The sequence below is a fragment of the Exiguobacterium oxidotolerans JCM 12280 genome (assembly GCF_000702625.1).
Classification (GTDB): Bacteria; Bacillota; Bacilli; order Exiguobacteriales; family Exiguobacteriaceae; genus Exiguobacterium_A; species Exiguobacterium_A oxidotolerans.
Genome location: NZ_JNIS01000001.1, coordinates 1686466 through 1712500, shown reverse-complemented (window position 1 = coordinate 1712500; position 26035 = coordinate 1686466). Strand labels below are relative to the sequence as shown.

The window sequence follows — 26035 nt, the reverse complement described above, 5'->3', positions numbered from 1 at the left end:
TAAAAAAGATGGACTCGATGGAATTGGTCATCACAACCATTCCCCGAGTCCTTTTCTTATGCCTGTTTTTGCGACTGTACTTTCGCTGGAGCAGGCTTTTCTTGCAGGCGATGCAACATCAGGATTTGATACGCATTACAAACCAAGAGTGTCGCCAGTGCTGCCCAAAGCATCCGCTTGTCTTGCGTTGCCTGAAGAGCTGGTACCCATTCAATCAACGTGATGACCGTCATTAAGAATAACGTCGGGATGAAAGCAGTGAAATTTGTTTCACGGGCTTTCGTACGCGCGACGAGAAACGCGACGAACAATAAGACAACCATTTCACCAATATAGAGGCTTGTCTTATCGAATCCGAAGGCAAGTCCACGCAAGTAGACGCCGTCAAACAAGGCGAAGGCAATCAAAACGACCTGAACCCGATTCCATAACTTTGCGCCGCGGAACAGATCAAGTCCGACCCGGTGCAAAATCAAATAGGAGAAAAAGCCCATCAGACTGATCGCCGTCCATGTACTACTGTATGCCAAGGCCGTAATGTATCCGCTAATCGATTGATTGCGGATATAGCCTGGTTCAGCGACAAGGTTAAACACGAAGCCGGCTAGCGTTCCAATTAGGAGCGTCATCCAGAACAGCTTCAAAAATCCTTTAATCTTCATGTATTATCCCTCTACTTTTTCGATGACACGCGCTGCGAGTTCATTATAGTGTGTTTCAAATGGATGATCATCGCGATAAATCGATGGTGCAAAGTCCGATTCATTCGCATATGGTTGTCCAAGTGGAATCTTAGCTAGAATATCTGTTTTTAGCGCTTCTGACAACTTCTCTCCGCCACCTGATCCGAAGACATACTCTTTTTCACCAGTTACCTTGCTTTCGAAGTACGCCATATTTTCAATGATACCGAGCAAACGGTGGTTCGTCTTAATCGCCATCGCACCGGCACGAGCCGCAACGAATGCTGCTGTCGCATGTGGTGTCGTGACAATCAACTCCTGGCAGCTTGGGAGCATCGAGTGGATATCGAGCGCGACGTCACCCGTCCCTGGCGGTAAATCGAGTAAGAGGTAATCGAGATCGCCCCATTCAACATCCGAGAAGAAGTTATTGAGCATCTTCCCGAGCATCGGTCCACGCCAGATGACGGGTGCATTGTCTTCAACGAAGAAGCCCATCGAGATGACTTTTACGCCAAACCGCTCAGGCGGAATGATTCGGTCATTGACGACTGTCGGTCGTGTTTCAATTCCCATCATATCCGGAACACTAAAACCATAGATATCCGCGTCGATCAAACCAACTTTTTTACCTGCCCGTGCGAGCGCGACCGCGAGATTGACAGAAACTGTCGATTTCCCGACGCCCCCTTTACCAGAAGCAATCGCAATGAACGTCGTACCTGACTCCGGTTTAAGAATCGATGGTGTCGTCGCTGCCTGAATCCCGTGATCGCCGAGTGCCTCGAAGCGGAGTCCGACCGTTTTGAAGCCTTTTTCTTTTAACTCTTTAACGATTTCTTGTTGCAACGTCAACTGTTCACCCGAACCCGCTTGTGCAAGGGCGATTTTCAGGCTGACGTAGTCTCCTTTGATGCGGACATCACGAATCCCGTTCGTATCTGCAAGCGAGCGTTCGATCGTCGGATCAATTAACTGTCCGACTACCTCGCGAATTTCTTGTTCATTCAACATAGTGCCTTCCCCCTGAGAACGTTCGATTTATTCCATTTCAGTATAACAAAAATAAGATAGCGCTTGCACATTTCGACTCGGAAAGGAGAATATTTCCTGAAGTTTTCGTACTCAGCGAAAGATGACTCGCTTTGTGATCGAAAAAGACTACTCTCCTTCGGCGTACCCGCAGAAAGAACAGTAGTCATTTCATTAAAACATTCGATTCCAGGTCGCCGGACCGACGACACCGTCGACCGCAAGTCCTTGCCGTACTTGATAGGCCCTCACTTGCCGTGCCGTCGTATCGTCAAATACTTTCGTCACGGGTGCTTTCACTGCCCGCTGGATTCGCTCGATGTCACGTGCATCCATTCCGATCGCCCCACGGTAGAGTGGACGACCTGGATACGGAACAAGGACGTCCGTCGTTGCCTTGAGTAGTTCAAAGTGAGGGTAATCTTGAAACGTCACCCAATCACCGCCCCACGAAAAGCCTTGTTCTTTCATTGCCGTGACAATCTGCTTGAACGGTTCGTCGATATCAAAAATCGCCCGTGTCCCGTCATTAGTATAACGAAAAAGATCCACCGCAATCCCGCGGTTATGATTCGATTGCCCGCCGCGTGCGTTCGTCACGACGGCGCCAGGGGTCGTCCGTCCTTGTGCATATAATGCCTCTTGCTCCCGGTAAGAACGGAATCCTTGCGCTACGCCAACGTAAATCCCTTTCCCGTGGAGTTCCCGGATGACATGGCGTGTCTTGCGCGCGACTTCCGGCGAGAGTCCGGCGACGCTCAGTTTTCGGTTCGCTCGTTCGAGTAGCCAATCGATCGTCAATGCCACTTCACATCACACTCCTTCTTCGTTCTTTTCCCAGATTCCCCTTCGTGTATACTTGGGAAAGGTCATGTTTTCGATTACCTTATTCAAAAGGAGGTTTCTTTAGTTCATGAAAAAAGTGCTTTTCCTGTCGATGATACTGACGCTTTTCCTACATATCGGCTACCTTGCCTACTTCTATTTCTTCACCGTACAGCCGGCAACTACCTATCAACCGATACTTGAAGAAGGTGCTGTCCTATTAGAGCAGAGTACGGTGTTCGTCAGTCACGGAACGGATGACAGCGTACGTGCTTTCTTAACAGCACAGTTCATCCGTTCCATTCCCGTGACGTTTTTGATTCTCTTCGGTGCTCTGACTCTAGTCCGTAGGCTCCGTCTGCGACGTACGGTTTAAACTAAGAGGGACTCGACCGTTGCTAAATTTCAAAAGTAAAAGCGTGAGATCATTTCCCTGTTGCGGAGATGATCTTTTTTAGATGGCACAAAAAAAACCTCCCACCCGTAAGGATGAGAGGTAAAAACGATTAACGTTTTGAGAACTGAGGCGCACGACGTGCTGCTTTAAGACCGTATTTTTTACGTTCTTTCATACGAGCATCGCGTGTTAAGAAGCCTTTAGCTTTAAGTGTTCCACGGAAATCTGGATCCGCTTGAAGAAGTGCACGTGAGATACCGTGACGGATAGCGCCTGCTTGACCAGTGAAGCCGCCGCCTTTGACCGTTACCATGATATCGTATTTACCTTCTGTTTCTGTGATTACAAGTGGTTCTTTTGCAGTCATGATTAAAGTTTCATAACCGAAGTATTCGCTGATATCGCGCCCGTTAACTGTGACTTTACCGTCTCCAGCAACGAGGAAAACGCGAGCTGCCGCGTGTTTACGGCGACCAGTGCCGTAGTAACGTACATCTGCCATCGTGTAGTTCCTCCTAAATTCGTATTAACCGCGAAGTTCGTAAACTTCTGGTTGTTGTGCTTCTTGCTTATGAGTATCTCCAGCGTAAACGTGGAGTTTGTTGAACATTTGACGACCGAGGCTACCTTTTGGAAGCATCCCTTTAATCGCGAGTTCAAGCATACGCTCAGGTTTGTTAGCGAGTAAGTCGCGTGCGACAGTCTGCTTCAAGCCGCCTGGATGACCAGAGTGACGGTAGTAGACCTTTTTGTCGAGTTTGTTACCAGTTAATACGATTTTCTCAACGTTGATGAGGATAACGTGATCCCCACAGTCAACGTGTGGTGTGAACGTAGGTTTGTGCTTACCGCGGAGAAGTGAAGCCACTTCGCTCGAAAGACGACCGAGTGTTTTGCCTTCTGCGTCGATAAGGAGCCATTTGCGTTCTACATCAGTAGCTTTCGCCATGAAAGTTGTGCGCATGTAAAATACCTCCTAAGGAATTTAAAAGTTTCTTTTTTGATTTTTCATTTATTCACTGTGTGAATCTATCAGAATCTTAGGTGTACGGGGCTAAGATTGTGGTTTCATAATAAATGAAATGCCAATAAACATTGTATGTTTTTTAGCGGCTAATGTCAAATGCCTTTTTTAGACTCTGGGTAGAAAACTTCCCAAAGGTACAACCCGTGCGGTGGTGCCGTCACACCAGCGACGTTTCGATCCTTCGCGGCAAGCATCTTCTTGATGTCCGTAGCGGCAAAACGTCCGCGCCCGACATCAAACAAAGTCCCGACCATGATGCGAATTTGATTATAGAGAAAACCGCTTCCTTTAAACCGAAAGATCAGCTCTTCCCCGTACTCAATCAACTCCGCTTCATAAATCGTCCGGATCCGATTGTCCGTTTCCGTCTTCGCGACACAAAACGAACTGAAATCATGGGTGCCGACTAAATACGTCATCGCTTGACGCATCACGTCGAGATCAAGCGCGTACGGAATCAATACCGATTGATGACGTCGAAACGCATCTTCGGTCCGGCGCACGAAGTACCGGTACTCTTTCCCCACTACATCATACCTCGCTTCGAAGTCAGAAGCGACCTCTTTACAGTCCCGAACACGAATATCGTCCGGTAATAACGTATTTAAGGCCTTGACCATGCTGTCCGGCGCAATCGCAAGTTCCGTATCGAAATGGATGACTTGCCCCTGTGCGTGCACACGAGCGTCTGTACGCCCTGATCCAATCACCTTGACCGGGTGCTTGTGCATGCGCGCAAGCGTCTTCTCGACGACCTCCTGGATCGTTACACCATTCGGTTGGACTTGGTAACCGGAGTAACCCGTCCCGTCATATTGAATCGTACATTTAAAACGTCGCATCAGAAACCTCCCCGTAAGTAAACAAGCAGGAGCGCGACGACGAGGAGACCCATCAAACCGGTATCACGTGCCGTCCATTTCGATTCCCGGAGACGCGTCCGTCCTTCTCCCCCACGGTAGCCGCGTGCTTCCATCGCCGTCGCGAGGTCCTCTGCCCGCTTAAAGGCCGAGATGAACAATGGAATCAACAGTGGGATGATTGCTCGCAGACGCTCTTTGATCGGTCCTGCCGCCAAATCAACACCACGTGCCTGCTGTGCTTTCATGATCTTCTCCGTCTCTTCTGCCAGTGTCGGTAAGAACCGCAGCGAAATCGAGAGCATCAAGGCAATCTCATGCGTCGGAACGCGGACGACCTTGAATGGCTTCAAAAGCAACTCAATTGCATCTGTCAGCTCGATCGGTGACGTCGTCAAGGTGACGAGTGTCGTAATCGAGACCAAATAGAAGAAGCGGAGCGAGACGATGATGGCGAGACGCAGACCTTCCGAATAAATTTTCAACCATCCAAATTCGAACAAGATGGTTCCTTCTCGCGTAAAGAACAGTTGCACGATGAAGGTGAAGACGATTAGGAAAAGAATCGGGCGTAAGCCCTTCAAGACGTAGCGAAGTGGTAGTTTACTACTCGCTAACGCTAAAAACGTAAAGATGAGTAAAAAAATGTTCGTCGCTGCATTGTTCGCGAGGAACACGAGCGGGATGAAACAAAACGCAAAAATAATTTTTGCAAGCGCAGAAGAACGGTGAAGATAGGACGTACCCGGAATATGTTGTCCGACGATCATATACGTCCCCCCTGTACCTGTAAAATCCAATCCACGACTTCCGGCTCCGTTCGTAAGTTCGGACGCGAAAGTCCGAGTCGGTCTGCCACCGGCCAGGCAAGTGCCAAGACGTGCGGCAGATCAAGATGGAACTGCTTCAGCAATTCCGCCTGTTGGAATAATCCAATCGGCTCGCCGTCATATGCGACTTGTCCATGCTCCATGACGACGACACGATTCGTATACTCGAGCACTTGATCCATATCATGCGTAATCAAGAGTAATGTCAAACCCGTTTCCGCGTGAAGTCGAGCGAAAAGACTCAACATTTGCTTACGTCCTTGCGGATCGAGTCCAGCGGTCGGTTCGTCGACGATCAACACGTCTGGTTGACTAGCGAGTACGCCTGCGATCGCAACACGCCTCATTTGCCCACCAGACAGGTCAAACGGCGATCGGGACCAGAAGACTTCGTCTAGCCCTACTGTGCGTAATGCCTCTTTTGCGAGCCGTTCCGCCTCTTCCTGCTCATGCCCGAAGTTCATCGGACCGAACATGACATCTTTTAAGACCGTTTCTTCAAACAGCTGGTACTCCGGATACTGAAAGACGAGACCGACACGTTTTCGTAGTGCCTTTAAATCTTGTTTTCGTTTTGGTTCAATGATGATGTCATCGACTTGGACTTTCCCTCTCGTCGGTTTCAGCAATCCATTGATGTGCTGGACGAGCGTCGACTTCCCAGACCCAGTGTGCCCTACAAACGCAACAAGCGCCCCTGACGGAATCTCAAGATTCACATCACGCAGCGCGACTCGTTCGAACGGACTATTAAGTTGGTACGTATAGTTCAATTCCTGGATTAGGATTGGCATAAGCGGTTCACCAATTCACTTTCATCTAGTATCGTGTCCCCATACGAGAGACCTCGCGCCCGCAATTGCTCCTGAACTCGAACGATGAAAGGAACATCGAGACCGATTTCTTGGAGAAACGCCGATTTCGCAAAGACTTCTTGAGGTGTACCTTCTAATACGATTTTCCCGGCATCCATCACGATGACACGACTGGCCTGTAAGACCTCGTCTAATTCATGTGTAATGGCGACTACCGCCATCGGATGTCGTTCATATAATTCTTGAACGGTCGACATAACCTCTTCACGTGCGAGTGGATCAAGCATCGATGTTGCTTCATCAAGCACGAGAACATCAGGGCGCATCGCAAGTGCCGAAGCAATTGCGACACGCTGCTTCTGTCCGCCGGATAATTGATGGGGTTCCCGATCAACAAAATCCGTAAGGCCAACGCGCGCTAGACTGTCGTCAATACGACGAACCATTTCCTCGCGTGGCACACCCCAATTTTCAAGGGCAAATGCCACGTCGTCGCGCACGGTCGTGCCAACAAATTGATTATCTGGATTTTGAAAGACGATGCCGATTGCCCGACGCATCTCCCATAGTTGCTCCGGATTCGCACTCGAGAACGTCTCGCCTACGGTCACCGTTCCTGATTCAGGAAGCAACAAGCCATTAAACAATTTAGTCAGCGTTGATTTTCCAGAGCCGTTGTGTCCAACGATGGCGACCCATTCACCCGAATGAATCGTCAGAGAGACATCTTGTAACGCCGCTTGTTCCTGTTCCGGATACCGATACGTAACGTGATCCAGTTCAATTAGCTTCGTCATGTCTACTCCTCCTTCATCAAATCAATTAATTCCATTTGTAACAAAAGGGCAGAAGCGAGTTACGCACTGCCCTTTTATAACGAATCATTTAAAAATTAAACGAGTTCGATGATGACCATTTCTGCGCCGTCACCACGACGTGGTCCCATTTTCATGATGCGTGTGTAACCACCTTGACGCTCAGCAAAACGTGGAGCAACATCAGCGAATAATTTTTGGATCGCGTCTTGTGCTTTGCCCTCTGCGTTTTGACCAGCAGCTTCACGGCGAACGAACGATGCAACTTGACGACGAGCGTGGAGATCACCGCGTTTACCTAAAGTGATGAGTTTCTCAACGACTGGACGAAGTTCCTTCGCTTTTTGTTCTGTAGTTTGGATACGCTCATTGATGATGAGATCAGTCGCAAGGTCACGCAAAAGTGCCTTACGTTGTGAGCTTGTACGGCCTAATTTCGAGTATGCCATGGATGGATTCCCTCCTTCGTGCAATTAATAGTTTTTAGTCTTCTTTACGCAAACCAAGTCCGAGTTCGTCGAGCTTCGCTTGAACTTCTTCGAGTGATTTACGTCCGAGGTTACGAACTTTCATCATCTCGTCTTCGCTCTTATTCGCGAGTTCTTGAACCGTATTGATACCAGCGCGTTTCAAACAGTTGTACGAACGAACTGAAAGATCGAGTTCTTCGATCGTCATTTCAAGTACTTTTTCTTTTTGATCTTCTTCCTTTTCGACCATGATTTCAGCATGGAGCGCTTCGTCCGTAAGACCAACAAAGATGTTTAAGTGTTCTGTCATGATTTTCGCACCGAGTGACACTGCTTCTTCAGGGCGGATTGAACCGTCCGTCCAAACATCAAGCGTCAATTTATCGAAGCTCGCATCTTGACCGACACGTGTTTTTTCAACTTGATAGTTTACACGTTGAATTGGCGTGTAAATCGAATCAATTGGGATCACACCGATTGGCATATCGTCCCGTTTGTTATCTTCAGCCTGAACATAACCACGACCGCGACGAGCTGTCAGACGCATATGAAGTGATGCACCTTCTGCAAGTGTTGCAATGTGAAGTTCTGGGTTGAGGATTTCGACGTCGCTGTCATGCGTAATGTTTGCCGCAGTAACAACGCCAGCGCCTTGAATATCGATCTCAAGTGTTTTCTCTTCTTCCGAGTAAACTTTGAGGGCGAGTTTCTTAAGGTTCAAGATGATTTGGGTAACGTCTTCTACAACGCCATCAATCGTCGAGAACTCATGAAGAACGCCATCGATTTGGACTGCAGTGACTGCAGCACCCGGAAGTGAAGATAATAAGATACGACGCAATGAGTTACCAAGCGTTGTACCGAATCCACGCTCAAGCGGTTCTACTACGAATTTACCAAACGTAGCGTTTTCGCTTAATTCGACCGTTTCAATCTTCGGTTTTTCGATTTCGATCATCTGAACCCCTCCTTGAATATCGTCCTGTTGGCCATCGCGTTCAATCGCCAACCGTCTCGTGTACGTGTCTACTGCTTGATTTGGTCAAACGATCAACAAAAGTCTACTCGATTTCCCGCTTTGCAGTACAAGACGGGTTACACGCGACGACGTTTTGGAGGGCGGCAACCGTTGTGTGGAACTGGAGTTACGTCACGGATCGCTGTAACTTCGAGACCGATTGCTTGAAGCGCACGGATAGCAGCTTCACGACCTGCACCAGGACCTTTAACGTTGACTTCTACAGTACGCATACCGTTGTCCATTGCAGTTTTTGCAGCTGTTTCAGAAGCAAGTTGTGCTGCGAATGGAGTCGATTTACGTGAGCCTTTGAAGCCCATGTTACCTGCAGTTGCCCAAGAGATTGCATTCCCTTGCACATCAGTGATCGTAACGATTGTGTTGTTGAATGTTGAACGGATATGCACGATACCAGACTCAATATTCTTTTTGACTTTACGTTTACTACGAACGTTCTGTTTACGTTTTGCCATATTAGTTTACCCTCCCTTACTTCTTCTTGTTCGCTACTGTACGGCGTGGGCCTTTACGAGTACGCGAGTTGTTTTTAGTGTTTTGACCACGAACTGGAAGACCACGACGGTGACGAACACCACGGTAGCAACCGATTTCGATCAAACGTTTGATGTTGAGTGAGATTTCACGACGAAGGTCACCCTCAACTTTTACTTTATCTAAACCATCACGAAGTTGGTTGAGTTGTTCTTCAGTCAATTCACGAGTACGAGTATCTTCAGAGATACCAGCTTCTTTCAAGACTTTCTGAGCAGTCGTTTTACCAACACCATAGATGTAAGTGAGTGAGATAACGATGCGTTTCTCACGTGGAATATCTACACCAGCAATACGTGCCATGTGTGCACCTCCTTGTTTAATTACCCTTGTTTTTGTTTATGCTTAGGGTTTTCGCAAATAACCATTACTTTGCCTTTACGGCGGATAACTTTACACTTTTCACAGATCGGTTTAACCGAAGGTCTTACTTTCATTGTGAATACCTCCTCCTGAAAAAATCGGAGTTTTTATTTGAAACGGTATGTGATCCGTCCGCGAGTTAAGTCGTATGGTGACAACTCAACTGTTACTTTATCTCCTGGTAAGATCCGAATGAAGTGCATCCGAATTTTTCCTGAGACGTGCGCGAGGACCGTGTGGCCGTTTTCTAACTCCACCTTAAACATCGCATTTGGAAGTGGTTCGATAACCGTACCTTCCACTTCGATTACATCTTGTTTCGCCATCAATTATACCCCTTTCTCTATAAAGTTGATTGGGAGCCCAGACGATTTGTAGCGCTTAGGGGCTTTCTACAGTAGCCATTGAGAGATCATCGGTCACAAACACGAGTGGATAGCGGCTATAGAAAGGTGACACCAATAACGCGCACAGCTCACTCTGCATCGACCGTTAAGATCTCGTAGCCGTCGTCTGTGATGGCGATGGTGTGCTCAAAGTGGGCGCACATGCTACCGTCCACTGTCACTACCGTCCAATTGTCGGATAGTGTGCGAACATAGCGTTTCCCGACGTTGACCATTGGCTCAATCGCCAGTGTCATGCCGGTTTTCAGGCGCGGCCCTTTCCCCGGTGGTCCATAATGTGGGATTTGCGGATCTTCATGCAAATTTTGTCCCACGCCGTGGCCCACATATTCGCGGACTACAGAAAAATTCGCTGCTTCGACATGTGACTGAATCGCATGCGAAATATCTGTCAGGTGCACACCAGCTTTGGCGCGCTCCAATCCTTTATACAGAGATTCTTCAGTTACGTCAAGTAACTGCTTCGTCTCTTCAGAGATTGTACCGACCGGATATGTCCAGGCTGAATCTCCGTGATATCCATTATACTCCGCCCCGATATCAATCGAGATGATGTCTCCATCGTGGAGTACGCGGTCACCCGGAATACCATGGACAAGTTCTTCATTTACTGATGCGCAGATGCTACCAGTAAACCCATTATAACCTTTAAACGATGGTGTTGCCCCTTGACTTCGAATATAGCGTTCAGCGATCGCGTCGAGTTGCCCCGTCGTGATGCCTGGACGAATGTGAGCTTTAAGCTCTTTATGCGTCCGAGCGACGATTTGTCCTGCTTTACGCATAATATCGATTTCACGCGGCGCTTTCGTAATGATCATTACTGACCACCAAGAAGTGCTTGAACATCGGAATAAACTTCATTAATCGGACGATCACCGTCCAAATTACGAAGATACCCTTTTTCAGCGTAAAAGTCAATCAAAGGTTGCGCTTGCGCGACGTTGACTTCAAGACGACGGCGAACCGTTTCTTCTTGATCATCTTCACGTTGAACAAGTGCTGATCCGTCGATATCACAAACACCTTCCACTTTTGGTGGGTTATAGATGACGTGATACGTTGCTCCACATGTCGGGCAAATCCGGCGGCCTGTCAAACGAGGGACAAGTTTCTCCGGGTTGACACCGATGTGAATGACGTGATCGATTTGTTTGTTAAGATCCGCAAGTAATGCTTCAAGAGCATCTGCTTGTTTCACTGTGCGTGGGAAACCGTCAAGAAGAAAACCATTTGCACAGTCTTCTTTGGCGAGACGTTCACGTACGATGCCGATTGTGACTTCATCCGGAACGAGTTCCCCTTTATCCATGTACGATTTCGCTTCCTGCCCGAGCGGTGTTTGATCTTTGATCGCCGCGCGGAACATGTCGCCTGTCGAGATGTGTGGAATGGCGTAGTCTTCGATAATTTTCGCAGCCTGCGTCCCTTTTCCAGCACCCGGCAAGCCCATCAATACAAGATTCATGTCGGTAGCCTCCACTTCTATAGACTCTATAGACACAACAGAAAGGAAAGGGATGGTCCCCTTCCTCCCGCCTTATCGGATAAAGCCTTTGTAGTGTCGTTTAACCAGTTGACTTTCAATCTGTTTCATCGTCTCAAGACCTACACCGATGACAATCAGCAAGCTTGTTCCACCAATCTGCACCGAGTTCGGTAAACCAGCGAACTTAATAAAGAACGTTGGCGTTACCGCGATGACAGCAAGGAAGAGCGAACCGAAGAATGTCAGACGGTACAAGATCTTCGTGATGTATTGTTCCGTTTGCTTACCAGGACGAATACCAGGAATGTATCCGCCTTGTTTTTGAAGGTTCTCTGCCATTTGTTCCGGGTTGACCTGAACGAATGTGTAGAAGTACGAGAAGGCGATGATCAACGCAACATAAATCGACATTCCGATTGGACTCGTATAGTCGAAGATGTCACGAATTTTCGTCGCTGTTTCCGGACTCGCAAAGAAACTTGCAACCGTTGGTGGAGTCACCATGAACGACACCGCGAAGATAACTGGGATAACACCAGCAGCATTCAGCTTAATCGGCAAGTGTGTCGATTGACCGCCTACTGGTGCACGGTTCACCGTACGCTTAGCGTACTGAATCGGAATCTTACGTGCAGCTTGCTGCACATAGATGACACCGACGATGACCGCGATGATGATTAAAAGCAACAGTACGATATAAAGCACGTTGACGAACAAAGCATCCCCTGCATTTTGGAGCTTTGTTTCGTAGATCTGGCGGAACGCATTCGGGAAGCCTGCGACAATCCCAGCGAAGATGATCATTGATATCCCGTTACCAATGCCCTTCTCCGTGATGAGTTCACCGAGGAACATCAAGAACGCTGTACCAGCCGTCAAAACAAGTGCAATCATAACGTACGTCCAAGTGCCGAATTGTTCATCGACAAGACCTGGGTAGATACGGTTAAATCCAAGCGCGATTCCAAACGCTTGGACTAAGCCGAGTACGATCGTTCCATAGCGCGTTACCGTTGCTAACTTCTTACGGCCCGCCTCTCCTTGTTTTGCCCATTCGGCAAACTTTGGAACAACGTCCATCTGTAAGAGTTGGACAACGATTGAAGCCGTGATATACGGCATGATTCCCATCGCAAAGAGCGAGAAATTCTTCAAAGCATTCCCACCGAAGGAATTCAAGAAGCCGAGAACACCGTTGTCGTCTATCTTGAATACTTCAGTGTTTACCATCGGCACTGGGATATGCGCTCCGATTCGGAACACGATAATCAATGCGAGAGTAAACAGAATGCGCTGACGGATGTCAGCTACGCGCCACATATTGGAGATCGCTTGAAACATTAGATCACCTCAACCGTACCGCCGGCAGCTTCGATCGCTTGCTTCGCAGCTTCGGAGAACTTGTGAGCTTTTACAGTCAATTTCTTTTCAATCTTGCCGTTTGAAAGGATCTTAACGCCGTCTTTCATACCTTTGACTGCGCGAGTCTCGATAAGAAGTTCAGGAGTTACTTCAGTTCCTTCTTCAAAACGGTTAAGTGTGTCAAGGTTGATAACCGCGAACTCTTTACGAGTTGGGTTGTTGAAGCCGCGTTTTGGTAAACGACGGAAAAGTGGGTTTTGTCCACCTTCGAAACCTGGACGAACACCACCGCCTGAACGAGCTTTTTGACCTTTGTGACCACGGCCAGAAGTCTTACCGTTACCAGAAGACATACCGCGACCTACACGGTTGCGTTCTGAACGTGAACCAGCAGCTGGTTTCAATTCATGGAGTTTCATAGTGGGGCACCTCCTCATAAAATTATATCGTTCTATTACTCTTGAATTTCTTTAACTGTCAATAAGTGTGACACGTGGTTAATCATCCCACGCATAGCAGCGTTGTCAGGTACGACAACAGTTTGGTGCATCTTACGGAGACCAAGCGTACGAGTAGTAACGCGTTGGTTCTCCGGACGACCGATCATGCTGCGTGTGAGGGTAACTGCGAGTTTCGCCATCTGTATTCCCTCCCTTTCTTAACCGCGAAGTTCTTCGACGGTTTTACCGCGGAGTTTCGCAACGTCTTCAGCACGTTTAAGTGAAGTGAGACCTTTAACAGTCGCACGAACCATGTTGATTGGAGTGCTTGATCCAAGTGATTTCGAAAGAATGTCGTTGATTCCCGCTAATTCGAGAACCGCACGAACTGGGCCACCAGCGATGACTCCAGTACCTTCAGAAGCAGGTTTCAAGAAGACGTGACCTGCACCGAAAATTCCGTTGATTTCGTGTGGAATTGTAGTGTTAACGATTGGAACGTTAACCATGTTTTTCTTTGCATCTTCGATTGCTTTACGGATCGCTTCAGGCACTTCCTGAGCTTTACCCGTACCGAAACCTACGTGACCATTCTTGTCACCTACGACGACGAGTGCAGCAAAACGGAAGCGACGGCCACCTTTTACTACTTTCGCGACGCGGTTTACAGTAACAACGCGTTCTTCGAGTTGATCCATGTTAATTTCTAACTGGCGCATGTAGAGGTTCCCTCCTTTTCTATTAGAATTTGAGACCAGCTTCACGAGCTGCTTCAGCTACAGCTTTGATACGTCCATGATAGAGATATCCTCCACGGTCGAAAACGACTGTTTCAATACCTTTTTCAAGAGCGCGTTCAGCTGCGAGCTTACCGACTGCTGTTGCAGCGTCAGCTGTGTTGCCTTTTTCAAGATCGAGTGATGATGCAGATGCGAGTGTTGCATGTGTTGCATCGTCAATGACTTGTACGTAAATGTTCTTGTTCGAACGGAATACGTTCATGCGTGGACGTGTTGCAGTCCCGATGATTGTACGACGTACACGACCATGACGCTTTTTACGCGTAGCGTTTTTGTCTGCCTTTGAGATCATTTATGCCACTCCTTTCCGGTCAATTCGTATCAACGAATTACTTACCTGTTTTACCTTCTTTACGACGAACGACTTCATCACTGTAACGAATTCCTTTACCTTTGTACGGCTCAGGTTGACGGTACGAACGAATCAATGCAGCAACGTGTCCAACACGCTCTTTGTTGATTCCGCGGATGATGATTTGCGTATTCGTAGGAACTTCGACTTCAATGCCTTGTTCCGGAGTGTACTCGATTGGGTGTGAGTAACCGAGGTTGAGTACGATTTTGTTACCTTGCTTTTGAGCACGGTAACCAACACCTTGGATATCAAGTGTCTTAGCAAAACCGTTGTTTACACCTTCGACCATGTTCGCGATAAGCGCACGAGTCGTTCCGTGAATTGTACGGTTAGCCTTTTCGTCGTTTGGACGAACGACAGTCAATTCATTACCTTCTACGTTGATAGCCATAGTCGGGTTGAACTCACGTGTGAGTTCACCTTTAGGACCTTTTACTGTAACTGTGCTGTTTTCAACTGTTACTGTAACGCCTGCTGGGATAACGACCGGCTTTTTACCAATACGTGACATTTAAGACACCTCCGTTCTTTTTATGCGTGAATTACCAGATGTATGCGATCACTTCGCCGCCGACTTTTTGTTGGCGAGCTTCTTTGTCTGTCATAACACCTTTAGATGTTGAAACGATAGCGATTCCGAGACCACCGAGTACTTTCGGGATTTCATCAGCTTTCGCGTAAACGCGAAGACCTGGTTTCGAGATACGTTTGAGTCCAGTGATGACGCGTTCGTTGCTTGCGCCGTACTTAAGGAATACGCGGAGCGTACCTTGTTTGCTGTCCTCGAGATATTCAACATCGCGGATGAAACCTTCACGTTTGAGGATTTCAGCGACTTCACGTTTGATTGTAGAAGCTGGCATTTCCAACTTCTCATGGCGAACCATGTTTGCATTACGAATGCGTGTAAGCATATCTGCAATCGGATCTGTCATAACCATGCGATGTACCTCCTTTCACAACTTTAATGAATTACCAGCTTGCTTTTTTAACACCAGGGATTTGACCTTTATGAGCAAGATCACGGAACTTAATACGGCTGATACCGAATTTACCAATGTAACCGTGTGGACGGCCAGTGATACTGCAACGGTTGTGTAAACGAACCGCTGAAGAGTTACGTGGGAGTTTGCTCAAGCCGATGTAGTCGCCTTGTGCTTTCAATTCTGCGCGTTGTTCAGCGTAGCGCTCTACGAGTGCTTGGCGTTTTACTTCACGTGCGATCATTGATTTCTTAGCCATGTGTGCGGCCTCCCTTATTTTTGGAATGGCATGCCGAGTGCTGTGAGAAGCTCACGAGACTCTTCATCCGTATTAGCAGTAGTTACGATAACGATGTCCATACCACGGACTTTAGATACGCGATCGTAGTCGATCTCTGGGAAGATCAATTGTTCCTTCACGCCTAGCGTGTAGTTACCACGGCCATCGAATGATTTCTTCGATACACCACGGAAGTCACGTACACGTGGAAGTGACACGTTGATCAACTTGTCGAGGAATTCGAACATGCGCTCTCCGCGAAGTGTAACCTTCGCACCGATTGGCATACCTTCACGAAGTTTGAAACCAGCGATTGATTTCTTAGCTTTCGTGATGAGTGGCTTCTGACCAGTGAGGAGCTGAAGCTCTTCTACTGCCATGTCAAGTGCTTTCGTGTTCGTAACAGCGTCACCAACACCCATGTTGATTACGATCTTATCGACTTTCGGCGCTTGCATTACAGAAGTATAGTTGAATTTCTCCATCATTACTTTGACGATTTCGTCTTGGTATTTAGCTTTTAAACGGTTCATCAGAAAGTGGACCTCCTTTCTTTAAATCTTCTTATTTATCTAAAGCTTCGCCCGATTTTTTAGCGATACGTACTTTCTTGCCGTCAACCACAGTGAAACCAACGCGTGTTGGAGTTCCTGTCTTAGGGTCGATGAGCATAACGTTCGATACGTGAATCGGTGCTTCTTTCTCGACAATTCCGCCTTGCGGGTTAAGTTGAGAAGGTTTTGTGTGTTTTTTGATCATGTTAACGCCTTCGACGATAACGCGATCTTTTTTAGGCATAGCAGTAAGAATAACGCCTTGTTTGCCTTTATCTTTACCAGTCATAACCTGAACTTTATCACCTTTTTTGACATGCATCGTTAGAGCACCTCCTTGTAGGAATTCTTTGGAATTAAAGTACTTCCGGTGCCAACGAGACGATCTTCATGAAGTCTTTTTCACGAAGTTCGCGTGCGACTGGTCCGAAGATACGTGTGCCACGTGGGCTTTTATCATCTTTGATGATGACTGCTGCATTTTCGTCAAAACGGATGTACGAACCGTCTTTACGACGAACGCCACGTTTAGTACGAACGACTACTGCGCGTACAACTTCACCTTTTTTGACAACGCCACCTGGTGTTGCTTGTTTAACTGTGCAAACAATTACGTCACCGATGTTAGCAGTTTTGCGACCAGATCCACCGAGGACTTTGATCGTCAAGACTTCACGAGCTCCTGAGTTGTCTGCTACTTTCAAGCGAGATTCTTGTTGAATCATACGATTGTACCTCCCTCCGGATGTTTATTCATCCGAACTAATTAGAGTTTAGATGATTACTGCTTTTTCGACGACTTCTACGAGACGGAAACGTTTGTCCTTAGAAAGTGGACGTGTTTCTTGAATGCGTACAACATCACCGATTTTAGCTGTGTTGCTTTCATCATGCGTTTTATACTTCTTAGAGTAGTTTACGCGTTTGCCGTAGAGCTTGTGCTTTACTTTAGTCTCAACTGAAACAACGATCGTTTTATCCATTTTGTCAGATACGACGCGTCCAGTTAATACTTTGCGGTTGTTAGTGCGTTCCATTGAGTGTTCCTCCTCTCAGAATCCGAGTGAATTATGCGTTGTTGATGCCGAGTTCGCGTTCACGAAGAACGGTTTTCGCGCGTGCAATCGACTTGCGCACTTCACGGATACGAGCAGGGTTCTCAAGCTGACCAGTCGCGAGTTGGAAACGAAGGTTGAACAACTCTTCTTTCCACGAACCGACTTTACCGTTGAGCTCTTCTGTAGTTTGCTGACGGAGATCAGTTGCTTTCATTCGTATCACCACCATTTTCTTCACGTTTTACGAACTTACATTTTACTGGAAGTTTGTGTGATGCAAGACGGAGAGCTTCGCGTGCGATCTCTTCCGATACTCCTGCGATTTCGAACATTACTTTCCCCGGTTTAACGACTGCAACCCAGCCCTCCGGAGCACCTTTACCTGAACCCATTCGGACTTCAAGAGGTTTTTTAGTGTATGGTTTATGTGGGAAAATCTTGATCCACACTTTACCACCACGTTTCATATAACGAGTCATCGCGATACGCGCTGATTCGATTTGACGGCTAGTGATCCAGCTAGCTTCTTGAGCTTGGATACCGAACTCGCCGAAGTGTACTGTAGTACCACGTTTCGCTTTACCACGCATGTTGCCGCGGTGAACACGACGATATTTTACACGTTTTGGTAACAACATGTTGTGTTGCCTCCTTCCCTAGACGGATGTGGATTATTGTTCGTTAGATGCTGCTTTTTTAGTAGGAAGCACTTCACCGTGGTGGAGCCATACTTTTACGCCAATTTTGCCGTAAGTTGTATCAGCTTCAGCAGTACCGTAATCGATGTCTGCACGGAGTGTATGAAGTGGAACTGTTCCTTCTGAATACTTCTCTGAACGAGCGATATCAGCGCCACCAAGACGACCAGAAACTTCAGTCTTGATTCCTTTGATACCTGAACGCATAGAACGTTGGATTGATTGCTTCATTGCACGACGGAAAGATACGCGGCCTTCAAGTTGGCGAGCGATGTTTTCAGCGACAAGTTTAGCAACTGCATCCGGGTTTTTCACTTCAACGACGTTAACGTGAACGCGTTTGCCTTTTGCAAGGTTAGTGATGTCTGTACGAAGTGTTTCGATTTCAGAACCGCCTTTACCGATAACCATACCAGGTTTAGCAGTGTGAAGTGAAATGTTCAAGCGGTTTGCAGCGCGCTCGATTTCAATTTTAGAAACACTAGCGTCTTTAAGACGTTTTTCGATATATTCACGAACTACGTAGTCTTCATGAAGGAGATCAGCATAGTCTTTATCTGCGAACCAACGTGATTCCCAGTCTTTGATGATACCTACGCGAAGACCAGTTGGGTTAATCTTCTGACCCACGGTAATCCCTCCTTATTTTTCAGATACCACGATGTGAACGTGGCTCGTACGTTTGTTGATACGGCTTGCGCGACCCATTGCACGTGGGCGGAAACGTTTGAGCGTTGGACCTTCGTTGACGTAAGCCTCTGTTACTACGAGGTTTTCGATGTTCATGTCGAAGTTGTGCTCAGCGTTCGCGATTGCCGATTTCAATGCTTTTTCAACGATTGGCGTTGCTGCCTTGTTCGTGTAAGCAAGAATCGAAAGAGCTTCGCCGATTTGCTTCCCGCGGATTAAGTCTACTACGAGACGTGCCTTACGAGGAGCAATGCGAACCATATTAGCCGATGCTTTTGATTGCATAATGAGTACCTCCCCTCAGATTAACGTTTCGTCTTCTTATCGTTACCAGCATGTCCTTTATAAGAACGAGTTGGCGCGAATTCACCAAGTTTGTGACCGACCATATCTTCTGTCATGTAAACCGGTACGTGTTTACGACCATCGTAGACAGCGATCGTGTGACCGATGAACTCTGGGAAGATTGTCGAGCGGCGTGACCAAGTTTTGATAACATGCTTGTCACCAGCTTCGTTGGCTTTGTCAACCTTAGCGAGCAAATGGTGATCTGCAAATGGACCTTTTTTCAAGCTGCGACCCATAGTTGTACCTCCCTTTGGCATGATTCAGGAACGGTTCCTACGAACCGTTCAGAAATCACGTAATTATTTTTTAGAACGGCGGACGATGTATTTATCGCTCGCTTTGTTTTTCTTACGAGTTTTGTATCCGAGTGCCGGTTTACCCCAAGGAGTAAGTGGGCCCGAACGACCGATTGGAGCACGTCCTTCACCACCACCGTGTGGGTGATCAACTGGGTTCATTACAGAACCACGAACTGTAGGACGTTTTCCGAGCCAGCGTGAACGACCAGCTTTACCGATATTGACGAGCTCATGCTCTTCATTACCGACAGCGCCGATTGTAGCACGGCAAGTAGCAAGGATCATACGTGTTTCGCCTGATTGAAGACGAACAATCGCGTATTTACCATCTTTACCGAGAAGCTGAGCAGAAGTACCAGCTGAACGTACCAACTGACCACCTTTACCAGGCTTAAGTTCGATGTTGTGGATCAACGTACCAACTGGGATGTTTACAAGCGGAAGAGCGTTACCGACTTTAATGTCAGCTTCTGCTCCTGACATGATTTGCATGTCAACTTTCAATCCTTTAGGTGCGAGGATGTAGCGTTTTTCACCATCGATGTAGTGTACAAGAGCGATGTTTGCAGAGCGGTTCGGATCGTACTCGATTGTAGCGATACGGCCAGCGATGCCATCCTTGTTACGTTTGAAGTCGATGATACGGTATTTACGTTTGTGTCCGCCACCTTGGTGACGTACTGTCAAGCGACCTTGGTTGTTACGTCCGCCCTTTTTCGAAAGCTTTTCAGTTAACGATTTTTCAGGACGTGAAGCCGTAATTTCAGCAAAGTCGAGTGCAGTCATGTTACGACGACCGTTAGTGGTCGGTTTAAACTTTTTAATTCCCATCGAGAGTTCCCTCCTTTTCTACAGAGTACCGATTAACCGAGGTAATCGAGTTCTTTGCTATCTGCAGTAAGCGTGACGACCGCTTTTTTGCGGCGTGCTGTGTAACCAGCGTGACGACCTACGCGTTTTGCTTTTGGTTTTGAGATAAGTGTGTTGATTTTTTCAACTTTAACGCCGAAAATCGCTTCAACAGCATCTTTGATTTGAGTCTTAGATGCCTTCACGTCTACTTCGAACGTGTACTTTTTCTCAGCCATTTGGTTCACTGAGCGTTCAGTAATTACAGGACGTTTGATAATGTCGTGTGTATGTGCCATTATGCAAGCACCTCCTCTACTCTCGCAACTGCATCCTTCGTGAAGATGACTTTGTCGTGTCCGACAAGATCAAGGACGTTTACTCCAGCAGCGTCAACGACTGTGACACCAGGAATGTTGCGTGTTGAAAGAACGACTGTCTCGTTGTAATCAGCAGTAACGACAAGAACTTTACGTTCGATTGAAAGAGCAGCGAAGACCGAAATCATATCTTTTGTTTTCGGAGCATCGATTGTCAAACCTTCAAGAACGATGAACTCGTTGTTAGCGACTTTCGAAGAAAGTGCTGAACGTAATGCGAGACGACGAACCTTTTTAGGAAGTTTATAAGCGTACGAACGTGGTGTTGGACCGAAGACTGTTCCACCGCCAACCCATTGTGGCGAACGGATCGAACCTTGGCGTGCACGACCAGTACCTTTTTGTTTCCATGGTTTACGGCCGCCACCGCGAACTTCCGAGCGACCTTTTGTATCATGTGTACCTTGGCGACGTGAAGCTTGTTGCATGACGATTGCATCGTATACGACTGCTTCGTTTGGCTCGATTCCGAAAACGGCATCTGCGAGCTCAATATCTCCAACTTGTGTACCTGTTTGGTTAAGCAAAGCTACTTTAGGCATTCGTTATTCCTCCTTTCCTTGCAAACGGATTAGTTGCCTTTAACCGCAGTTTTGACGACAACTTGGCTCTTACGTGCGCCTGGGATAGCACCCTTGACGAGGAGTAAGCCACGTTCTACATCAACTTTTACGATTTCAAGGTTTTGAACAGTGATTTGTTCTCCACCCATGCGTCCTGGGAGCAATTTCCCTTTGAATACACGGTTTGGAGCGACAGGACCCATTGAACCTGGGCGACGGTGGTAACGCGAACCGTGAGCCATTGGACCACGTGATTGGTTGTGACGCTTGATTGCTCCAGCGAAACCTTTACCTTTCGACGTACCTGTTACATCAACCATTTCGCCTGCAGCGAAAGTATCTGCTTTAATCTCTTGACCGATTTCGAAATCTGTTACAGATGTACGGATTTCTTTAATGAAGCGCTTAGGTGTCGCACTTGCTTTCGCAGCGTGACCTTTTTGCGGTTTGTTTTGACGACCTTCTTTGATATCACCAAAGCCGAGTTGGACTGCTTCGTAACCGTCCACTTCCATTGTCTTCAATTGAAGAACAACGTTACCTTCTACTGAAACGACAGTAACTGGTACTACTTCGCCTGACTCGTTGAAGATTTGTGTCATACCGAGTTTAGTTCCTAAGATTCCTTTAGCCATGAGATACACCTCCTAATATTGAATGATTTTGATCTTCTGGCTAGTATCAACTATTTATAGAAGAAAAATTAAAGTTTGATTTCAATGTCAACGCCCGATGGAAGTTCAAGACGCATAAGCGCATCAACTGTTTTCGGTGTTGGGTTAACGATGTCGATCAAACGTTTGTGTGTACGCATTTCGAACTGCTCACGAGCATCTTTGTACTTGTGAACGGCACGAAGTACTGTGTAGATCGCTTTCTCCGTTGGGAGTGGGATCGGTCCAGATACAGTAGCACCAGAACGTTTTGCTGTGTCGACAATCTTCTCAGCCGATTGATCAAGCACGCGGTGATCGTATGCTTTCAAACGGATCCGAATTTTTTCATTTGCCATGTTGTTTCCCTCCTTTTCGCCTATTTCGTAAATAGACATTCTCCGCGGAAATTTCCACACTAGCCATGGCAATGCCGCCTGGTGTGTCATAACCTCCCGCTTCATCGCGTTGTGTTTGTGACCAACATATTCTAGTTTACTTAATTCCAAGCAAGAATGCAAGAAAAATAATTTAGAACTTGTTTTCAAGTCTCTCACCACTCGCACAAACACTTTCCTCAGTATATAAGATGTCTGACCATGTTGCAAGACTGTTTTTTAAAGAAACAAGAAAAGGTCTTCCGTCACGGGAGACGGAAGACCTTTTTGCTTAAAAATTACTCAACGATTTCTGTAACTGATCCAGCGCCTACTGTACGGCCACCTTCACGGATTGAGAAACGAGTTTCTTTTTCAAGAGCGATTGGCGCGATGAGTTCAACAGTCAATTCGATGTTGTCCCCAGGCATAACCATTTCAGTACCTTCAGGAAGTTGGCACATACCAGTTACGTCAGTTGTACGGAAGTAGAACTGTGGACGGTAGTTACCGAAGAATGGCGTGTGACGGCCACCCTCTTCTTTTGAAAGGATATAAACTTGCGCTTTGAAAGTTTTGTGCGGTGTGATTGTGTTTGGTTTCGCGAGAACTTGTCCACGCTCGATGTCGTCACGTGATACACCACGAAGAAGAGCTCCGATGTTGTCGCCAGCTTCAGCATAGTCAAGAAGCTTACGGAACATCTCTACACCAGTACATACTGATTTTTTAGTTTCTTCGTGAAGACCAACGATTTCGATCTCGTCGTTGACTTTAAGAACTCCACGCTCAACGCGGCCAGTAGCTACTGTACCACGACCAGTGATTGAGAAAACATCCTCAACTGGCATCATGAAGTCTTTTTCAGTGTCGCGAGTTGGCTCAGGGATGTACTCATCAACAGCTGTCATGAGTTCCAAGATTTTTTCTTCCCATTTAGCTTCGCCGTTAAGCGCGCCGAGAGCAGATCCTTGGATGACTGGGAGGTCATCGCCTGGGAAGTCATACTCAGAAAGAAGTTCGCGGATTTCCATTTCAACGAGTTCAAGAAGCTCTTCGTCGTCAACCATGTCGACTTTGTTCATGAATACGACGATGAAAGGAACACCTACTTGACGTGAAAGCAAGATGTGCTCACGTGTTTGTGGCATTGGACCATCAGTTGCAGAAACAACGAGGATCGCGCCGTCCATTTGTGCAGCACCAGTGATCATGTTTTTAACATAGTCAGCGTGACCTGGGCAGTCAACGTGTGCATAGTGGCGTTTTTCTGTTTCGTACTCGATGTGAGCTGTTGCGATTGTGATACCGCGCTCGCGCTCTTCTGGAGCACCATCGATTTGGTCAAACTTAGTTGCAGCTTTACCTTGTGATTTTGCAAGTACAGCTGAGATAGCTGCTGTCAAAGTTGTTTTACCGTGGTCGACGTGGCCAATTGTACCAACGTTAACGTGCGGTTTAGAACGGTCGAATTTTTCTTTACCCATTCTGAATTCCTCCTCTATGTGTCTAATAATATTTTTATAACTAGGAAGGTGAATCGTCGAATAACGTACACCTTCCTTAGCTTACACTAATCAAATAATCGTGACAACCTGTGAAGGATTAGCCGTTTGATTTTTTGATGATTTCTTCAGCAACTGATTTCGGTACTTCTTCGTAGTGATCGAAGTGCATTGAGTACGTACCGCGACCTTGTGTGCGCGAACGAAGCCCTGTTGCATATCCGAACATTTCCGAAAGTGGAATCATCGAGCGAACGACTTGTGCGTTCCCACGAGCTTCCATACCTTCAACGCGTCCACGGCGTGACGTAACGTCACCCATGATGTCTCCCATGTATTCGTCTGGGATGACGATTTCAACTTTCATCATTGGCTCAAGGATAACAGCGCCGCTCTTATCTTTAAGTTGTTTGACGGCCATTGAAGCCGCGATTTTAAATGCCATCTCGTTTGAGTCGACATCGTGGTATGAACCGAAAACGAGTGCTGCTTTAACGTCAACTACTGGATAACCAGCAAGGATACCGTTTTGAAGAGCTTCTTCGATTCCGTTTTCAACCGCTGGGATGTATTCACGTGGAACAACACCACCGACGATTTTGTTGTTGAACTCGAAGCCAGCACCTTCTTCGTTCGGCTCGAATTCTACGACGACGTGACCATACTGACCACGACCACCTGATTGACGAGCGAACTTAGAATCGATTTTCGCCGCTTGGCGAATCGTTTCACGGTAAGCTACTTGTGGAGCACCAACGTTAGCTTCGACTTTGAACTCGCGACGCATACGGTCAACGATGATGTCGAGGTGAAGCTCACCCATACCTGAGATGATCGTTTGACCAGTCTCTGGGTTTGTTTCAGTGCGGAACGTTGGATCCTCTTCAGCAAGCTTAGCAAGTGCTTGACCCATTTTATCTTGGTCGGCTTTCGTTTTTGGTTCGATCGCGACCGAGATAACTGGTTCTGGGAATGTCATTGATTCGAGAACGACGTTGTCTTTCTCAGAACAAAGCGTATCACCAGTAGTCGTATCTTTAAGACCTACAGCTGCAGCGATGTCACCAGCGAAGACCATTGGGATCTCCTCACGGCTGTTCGCGTGCATTTGAAGGATACGTCCAAGACGCTCACGTTTACCTTTTGTTGAGTTCTTAACGTATGATCCTGCCGAAGCTGTACCAGAGTACACACGGAAGAACGTTAATTTACCAACATACGGGTCAGTCATAACTTTGAATGCAAGTGCAGAGAATGGCGCTTCGTCAGTAGACTCACGAACGATCTCTTCATCTGTATCCATGTTAATTCCTGTGATTGCTTTTACGTCGACTGGTGATGGGAGGTAGTCAAGAACTGCGTCAAGCATAAGCTGAACACCTTTGTTCTTAAATGCCGAACCAACGAGTACAGGGTAGAAATCAACTGTAAGAGTCGCTTTACGGATACCCGCTTTTAACTCTTCGATTGAAATTTCCTCGCCCTCGAGGTATTTCATCATCATTTCTTCTTCGTAATCAGCAACTGCTTCGATTAATGATGCACGAAGTTCTTCAGCTTCATCTGCGAATTCTGCAGGGAAACCATCCGTTACTTCGATATCAGTACCGATGTCGTTACCGTACATGTATGTTTTCTTTTCAACGAGGTCGATGATTCCTTTGAATTCATCTTCCGCGCCGATTGGAATTTGGATTGCATGTGCGTTCGCTTGAAGGCGATCGCGAAGCGTTCCGACCGAGTACAGGAAGTCTGCACCGATTTTATCCATTTTGTTTACGAAAACGATACGTGGTACGCCGTAAGTTGTAGCTTGGCGCCATACTGTCTCAGTTTGTGGCTCAACACCAGACTGAGCATCAAGTACTGCAACCGCACCATCAAGTACACGGAGTGAACGTTCAACTTCAACAGTGAAGTCTACGTGTCCAGGAGTATCGATGATGTTTACGCGGTTACCTTTCCATTGTGCAGTTGTTGCTGCCGATGTAATCGTGATTCCACGTTCTTGCTCTTGCTCCATCCAGTCCATTTGTGAAGCACCTTCGTGCGTTTCACCGATTTTGTGGATACGACCCGTGTAATAGAGGATACGCTCAGTCGTTGTTGTTTTACCAGCATCGATGTGGGCCATGATCCCGATATTACGGGTGTTCTTAAGGGAGAATTCTCTTGCCATCTTTAAACATTCTCCTTTCGCATTTTAATTTAGTGTACGTGTGTTGCCACACGTCATGACTATACCCGAAAGCCACCTC

42 protein-coding genes are annotated in these 26035 nt (G+C 47.0%); 1 reads left to right on the top strand and 41 read right to left on the bottom strand.

Features of this window, described 5'->3' with window-relative positions:
- Window positions 1-56: 56 nt before the first annotated feature.
- The 3 genes from P403_RS0108785 to P403_RS0108775 all read right to left on the bottom strand — a co-directional run bounded on the left by P403_RS0108785 (window position 57) and on the right by P403_RS0108775 (window position 2522).
- Window positions 57-662, bottom strand: a complete 606-nt coding sequence (locus P403_RS0108785) for a KinB-signaling pathway activation protein (RefSeq protein WP_029332282.1) — start codon at window positions 660-662, stop codon at window positions 57-59.
- A gap of 3 nt (window positions 663-665) precedes the next feature.
- A complete protein-coding gene (locus P403_RS0108780) occupies window positions 666-1697 on the bottom strand; it encodes an Mrp/NBP35 family ATP-binding protein (protein WP_029332281.1) in 1032 nt (343 codons plus the stop codon).
- 192 nt (window positions 1698-1889) lie between these two features.
- Complete coding sequence (locus P403_RS0108775) at window positions 1890-2522, bottom strand: M15 family metallopeptidase (RefSeq protein ID WP_029332280.1); 633 nt, start codon at window positions 2520-2522, stop codon at window positions 1890-1892.
- A 106-nt stretch (window positions 2523-2628) separates the two neighbouring features.
- Here P403_RS0108775 and P403_RS0108770 point away from each other — a divergent pair, with 106 nt between their 5' ends.
- Window positions 2629-2916, top strand: coding sequence for a hypothetical protein (locus P403_RS0108770; RefSeq protein ID WP_029332279.1), 288 nt, complete (start codon window positions 2629-2631; stop codon window positions 2914-2916).
- Window positions 2917-3046: 130 nt separating this feature from the next.
- Here P403_RS0108770 and rpsI read toward each other — a convergent pair whose 3' ends face one another.
- The 38 genes from rpsI to fusA form a co-directional block, all read right to left on the bottom strand.
- Window positions 3047-3439, bottom strand: coding sequence for a 30S ribosomal protein S9 (rpsI, locus tag P403_RS0108765; protein WP_029332278.1), 393 nt, complete (start codon window positions 3437-3439; stop codon window positions 3047-3049).
- A 24-nt stretch (window positions 3440-3463) separates the two neighbouring features.
- On the bottom strand, window positions 3464-3901 hold the full coding sequence (gene rplM / locus P403_RS0108760; RefSeq protein ID WP_012369041.1) for a 50S ribosomal protein L13: 438 nt from the start codon (window positions 3899-3901) through the stop codon (window positions 3464-3466).
- Window positions 3902-4056: 155 nt separating this feature from the next.
- A complete protein-coding gene (truA, locus tag P403_RS0108755) occupies window positions 4057-4806 on the bottom strand; it encodes a tRNA pseudouridine(38-40) synthase TruA (protein WP_029332277.1) in 750 nt (249 codons plus the stop codon).
- A complete protein-coding gene (locus P403_RS0108750) occupies window positions 4806-5594 on the bottom strand; it encodes an energy-coupling factor transporter transmembrane component T family protein (protein WP_029332276.1) in 789 nt (262 codons plus the stop codon). Before P403_RS0108750 ends, truA begins: the two co-directional genes overlap by 1 nt.
- On the bottom strand, window positions 5591-6448 hold the full coding sequence (locus P403_RS0108745; protein WP_029332275.1) for an energy-coupling factor transporter ATPase: 858 nt from the start codon (window positions 6446-6448) through the stop codon (window positions 5591-5593). The genes P403_RS0108750 and P403_RS0108745 overlap by 4 nt, the downstream gene beginning before the upstream one ends.
- Entirely contained in the window at window positions 6436-7266 is an 831-nt protein-coding gene (locus tag P403_RS0108740; RefSeq protein WP_029332274.1) for an energy-coupling factor ABC transporter ATP-binding protein, read from the bottom strand. The genes P403_RS0108745 and P403_RS0108740 overlap by 13 nt, the downstream gene beginning before the upstream one ends.
- Before the next feature lie 95 nt (window positions 7267-7361).
- A complete protein-coding gene (rplQ, locus tag P403_RS0108735) occupies window positions 7362-7733 on the bottom strand; it encodes a 50S ribosomal protein L17 (protein WP_023466649.1) in 372 nt (123 codons plus the stop codon).
- A 34-nt stretch (window positions 7734-7767) separates the two neighbouring features.
- A complete protein-coding gene (locus tag P403_RS0108730; RefSeq protein WP_029332273.1) occupies window positions 7768-8712 on the bottom strand; it encodes a DNA-directed RNA polymerase subunit alpha in 945 nt (314 codons plus the stop codon).
- Window positions 8713-8849: 137 nt separating this feature from the next.
- The gene (gene rpsK / locus P403_RS0108725; protein ID WP_029332272.1) at window positions 8850-9245 is read right to left on the bottom strand and encodes a 30S ribosomal protein S11; all 396 of its coding nucleotides are present in this window, start codon (window positions 9243-9245) and stop codon (window positions 8850-8852) included.
- 16 nt (window positions 9246-9261) lie between these two features.
- Complete coding sequence (gene rpsM / locus P403_RS0108720) at window positions 9262-9627, bottom strand: 30S ribosomal protein S13 (protein WP_012369033.1); 366 nt, start codon at window positions 9625-9627, stop codon at window positions 9262-9264.
- Window positions 9628-9647: 20 nt separating this feature from the next.
- Entirely contained in the window at window positions 9648-9761 is a 114-nt protein-coding gene (gene rpmJ, locus P403_RS0108715) for a 50S ribosomal protein L36 (protein ID WP_003156543.1), read from the bottom strand.
- 33 nt (window positions 9762-9794) lie between these two features.
- Entirely contained in the window at window positions 9795-10013 is a 219-nt protein-coding gene (gene infA, locus P403_RS0108710) for a translation initiation factor IF-1 (protein WP_012369032.1), read from the bottom strand.
- 149 nt (window positions 10014-10162) lie between these two features.
- The gene (gene map, locus P403_RS0108705; RefSeq protein WP_029332271.1) at window positions 10163-10915 is read right to left on the bottom strand and encodes a type I methionyl aminopeptidase; all 753 of its coding nucleotides are present in this window, start codon (window positions 10913-10915) and stop codon (window positions 10163-10165) included.
- Window positions 10915-11562, bottom strand: a complete 648-nt coding sequence (locus P403_RS0108700; protein WP_026834297.1) for an adenylate kinase — start codon at window positions 11560-11562, stop codon at window positions 10915-10917. Before P403_RS0108700 ends, map begins: the two co-directional genes overlap by 1 nt.
- Before the next feature lie 72 nt (window positions 11563-11634).
- Window positions 11635-12924 (bottom strand): preprotein translocase subunit SecY, encoded by a 1290-nt coding sequence (gene secY, locus P403_RS0108695; RefSeq protein ID WP_029332270.1) that lies wholly within the window; start codon window positions 12922-12924, stop codon window positions 11635-11637.
- Complete coding sequence (gene rplO / locus P403_RS0108690) at window positions 12924-13364, bottom strand: 50S ribosomal protein L15 (protein WP_029332269.1); 441 nt, start codon at window positions 13362-13364, stop codon at window positions 12924-12926. Before rplO ends, secY begins: the two co-directional genes overlap by 1 nt.
- A 35-nt stretch (window positions 13365-13399) precedes the next feature.
- On the bottom strand, window positions 13400-13585 hold the full coding sequence (gene rpmD / locus P403_RS0108685) for a 50S ribosomal protein L30 (protein ID WP_012369027.1): 186 nt from the start codon (window positions 13583-13585) through the stop codon (window positions 13400-13402).
- An 18-nt stretch (window positions 13586-13603) separates the two neighbouring features.
- The gene (gene rpsE / locus P403_RS0108680; protein WP_012369026.1) at window positions 13604-14104 is read right to left on the bottom strand and encodes a 30S ribosomal protein S5; all 501 of its coding nucleotides are present in this window, start codon (window positions 14102-14104) and stop codon (window positions 13604-13606) included.
- Window positions 14105-14126: 22 nt separating this feature from the next.
- Entirely contained in the window at window positions 14127-14477 is a 351-nt protein-coding gene (gene rplR / locus P403_RS0108675) for a 50S ribosomal protein L18 (RefSeq protein ID WP_029332268.1), read from the bottom strand.
- 37 nt (window positions 14478-14514) lie between these two features.
- On the bottom strand, window positions 14515-15051 hold the full coding sequence (gene rplF, locus P403_RS0108670) for a 50S ribosomal protein L6 (protein WP_029332267.1): 537 nt from the start codon (window positions 15049-15051) through the stop codon (window positions 14515-14517).
- A gap of 31 nt (window positions 15052-15082) precedes the next feature.
- The gene (rpsH, locus tag P403_RS0108665) at window positions 15083-15481 is read right to left on the bottom strand and encodes a 30S ribosomal protein S8 (protein ID WP_012369023.1); all 399 of its coding nucleotides are present in this window, start codon (window positions 15479-15481) and stop codon (window positions 15083-15085) included.
- Window positions 15482-15512: 31 nt separating this feature from the next.
- Entirely contained in the window at window positions 15513-15782 is a 270-nt protein-coding gene (gene rpsN / locus P403_RS0108660) for a 30S ribosomal protein S14 (RefSeq protein WP_012369022.1), read from the bottom strand.
- 14 nt (window positions 15783-15796) lie between these two features.
- A complete protein-coding gene (gene rplE / locus P403_RS0108655) occupies window positions 15797-16336 on the bottom strand; it encodes a 50S ribosomal protein L5 (protein ID WP_029332266.1) in 540 nt (179 codons plus the stop codon).
- 31 nt (window positions 16337-16367) lie between these two features.
- Window positions 16368-16679 carry a 50S ribosomal protein L24 gene (gene rplX, locus P403_RS0108650; RefSeq protein ID WP_029332265.1) on the bottom strand — a complete coding sequence of 104 codons (312 nt, stop codon included), beginning with the start codon at window positions 16677-16679 and terminating at the stop codon, window positions 16368-16370.
- A 34-nt stretch (window positions 16680-16713) separates the two neighbouring features.
- Window positions 16714-17082 carry a 50S ribosomal protein L14 gene (rplN, locus tag P403_RS0108645; protein ID WP_012369019.1) on the bottom strand — a complete coding sequence of 123 codons (369 nt, stop codon included), beginning with the start codon at window positions 17080-17082 and terminating at the stop codon, window positions 16714-16716.
- Between the two features lie 48 nt (window positions 17083-17130).
- Window positions 17131-17394 carry a 30S ribosomal protein S17 gene (gene rpsQ, locus P403_RS0108640; protein ID WP_014969155.1) on the bottom strand — a complete coding sequence of 88 codons (264 nt, stop codon included), beginning with the start codon at window positions 17392-17394 and terminating at the stop codon, window positions 17131-17133.
- Between the two features lie 31 nt (window positions 17395-17425).
- On the bottom strand, window positions 17426-17629 hold the full coding sequence (gene rpmC / locus P403_RS0108635) for a 50S ribosomal protein L29 (RefSeq protein WP_012369017.1): 204 nt from the start codon (window positions 17627-17629) through the stop codon (window positions 17426-17428).
- Window positions 17616-18053, bottom strand: a complete 438-nt coding sequence (gene rplP / locus P403_RS0108630) for a 50S ribosomal protein L16 (RefSeq protein ID WP_012369016.1) — start codon at window positions 18051-18053, stop codon at window positions 17616-17618. Before rplP ends, rpmC begins: the two co-directional genes overlap by 14 nt.
- A 33-nt stretch (window positions 18054-18086) precedes the next feature.
- A complete protein-coding gene (rpsC, locus tag P403_RS0108625) occupies window positions 18087-18743 on the bottom strand; it encodes a 30S ribosomal protein S3 (protein ID WP_026834299.1) in 657 nt (218 codons plus the stop codon).
- Window positions 18744-18755: 12 nt separating this feature from the next.
- Complete coding sequence (rplV, locus tag P403_RS0108620; RefSeq protein ID WP_029332264.1) at window positions 18756-19088, bottom strand: 50S ribosomal protein L22; 333 nt, start codon at window positions 19086-19088, stop codon at window positions 18756-18758.
- Between the two features lie 20 nt (window positions 19089-19108).
- Window positions 19109-19387, bottom strand: coding sequence for a 30S ribosomal protein S19 (gene rpsS / locus P403_RS0108615; RefSeq protein ID WP_029332263.1), 279 nt, complete (start codon window positions 19385-19387; stop codon window positions 19109-19111).
- Window positions 19388-19450: 63 nt separating this feature from the next.
- The gene (gene rplB / locus P403_RS0108610; RefSeq protein ID WP_029332262.1) at window positions 19451-20281 is read right to left on the bottom strand and encodes a 50S ribosomal protein L2; all 831 of its coding nucleotides are present in this window, start codon (window positions 20279-20281) and stop codon (window positions 19451-19453) included.
- Window positions 20282-20313: 32 nt separating this feature from the next.
- Entirely contained in the window at window positions 20314-20598 is a 285-nt protein-coding gene (gene rplW / locus P403_RS0108605; protein WP_029332261.1) for a 50S ribosomal protein L23, read from the bottom strand.
- Window positions 20598-21221: a 50S ribosomal protein L4 gene (gene rplD, locus P403_RS0108600; protein ID WP_029332260.1), complete on the bottom strand. Its 624-nt coding sequence runs from the start codon at window positions 21219-21221 to the stop codon at window positions 20598-20600. The genes rplW and rplD overlap by 1 nt, the downstream gene beginning before the upstream one ends.
- 29 nt (window positions 21222-21250) lie before the next feature.
- Window positions 21251-21877, bottom strand: a complete 627-nt coding sequence (rplC, locus tag P403_RS0108595; protein WP_029332259.1) for a 50S ribosomal protein L3 — start codon at window positions 21875-21877, stop codon at window positions 21251-21253.
- A 68-nt stretch (window positions 21878-21945) separates the two neighbouring features.
- Window positions 21946-22254: a 30S ribosomal protein S10 gene (rpsJ, locus tag P403_RS0108590; RefSeq protein WP_029332258.1), complete on the bottom strand. Its 309-nt coding sequence runs from the start codon at window positions 22252-22254 to the stop codon at window positions 21946-21948.
- Between the two features lie 317 nt (window positions 22255-22571).
- Complete coding sequence (gene tuf / locus P403_RS0108585; RefSeq protein WP_029332257.1) at window positions 22572-23759, bottom strand: elongation factor Tu; 1188 nt, start codon at window positions 23757-23759, stop codon at window positions 22572-22574.
- A 118-nt stretch (window positions 23760-23877) separates the two neighbouring features.
- A complete protein-coding gene (gene fusA, locus P403_RS0108580) occupies window positions 23878-25956 on the bottom strand; it encodes an elongation factor G (RefSeq protein ID WP_029332256.1) in 2079 nt (692 codons plus the stop codon).
- Window positions 25957-26035: the final 79 nt, after the last annotated feature.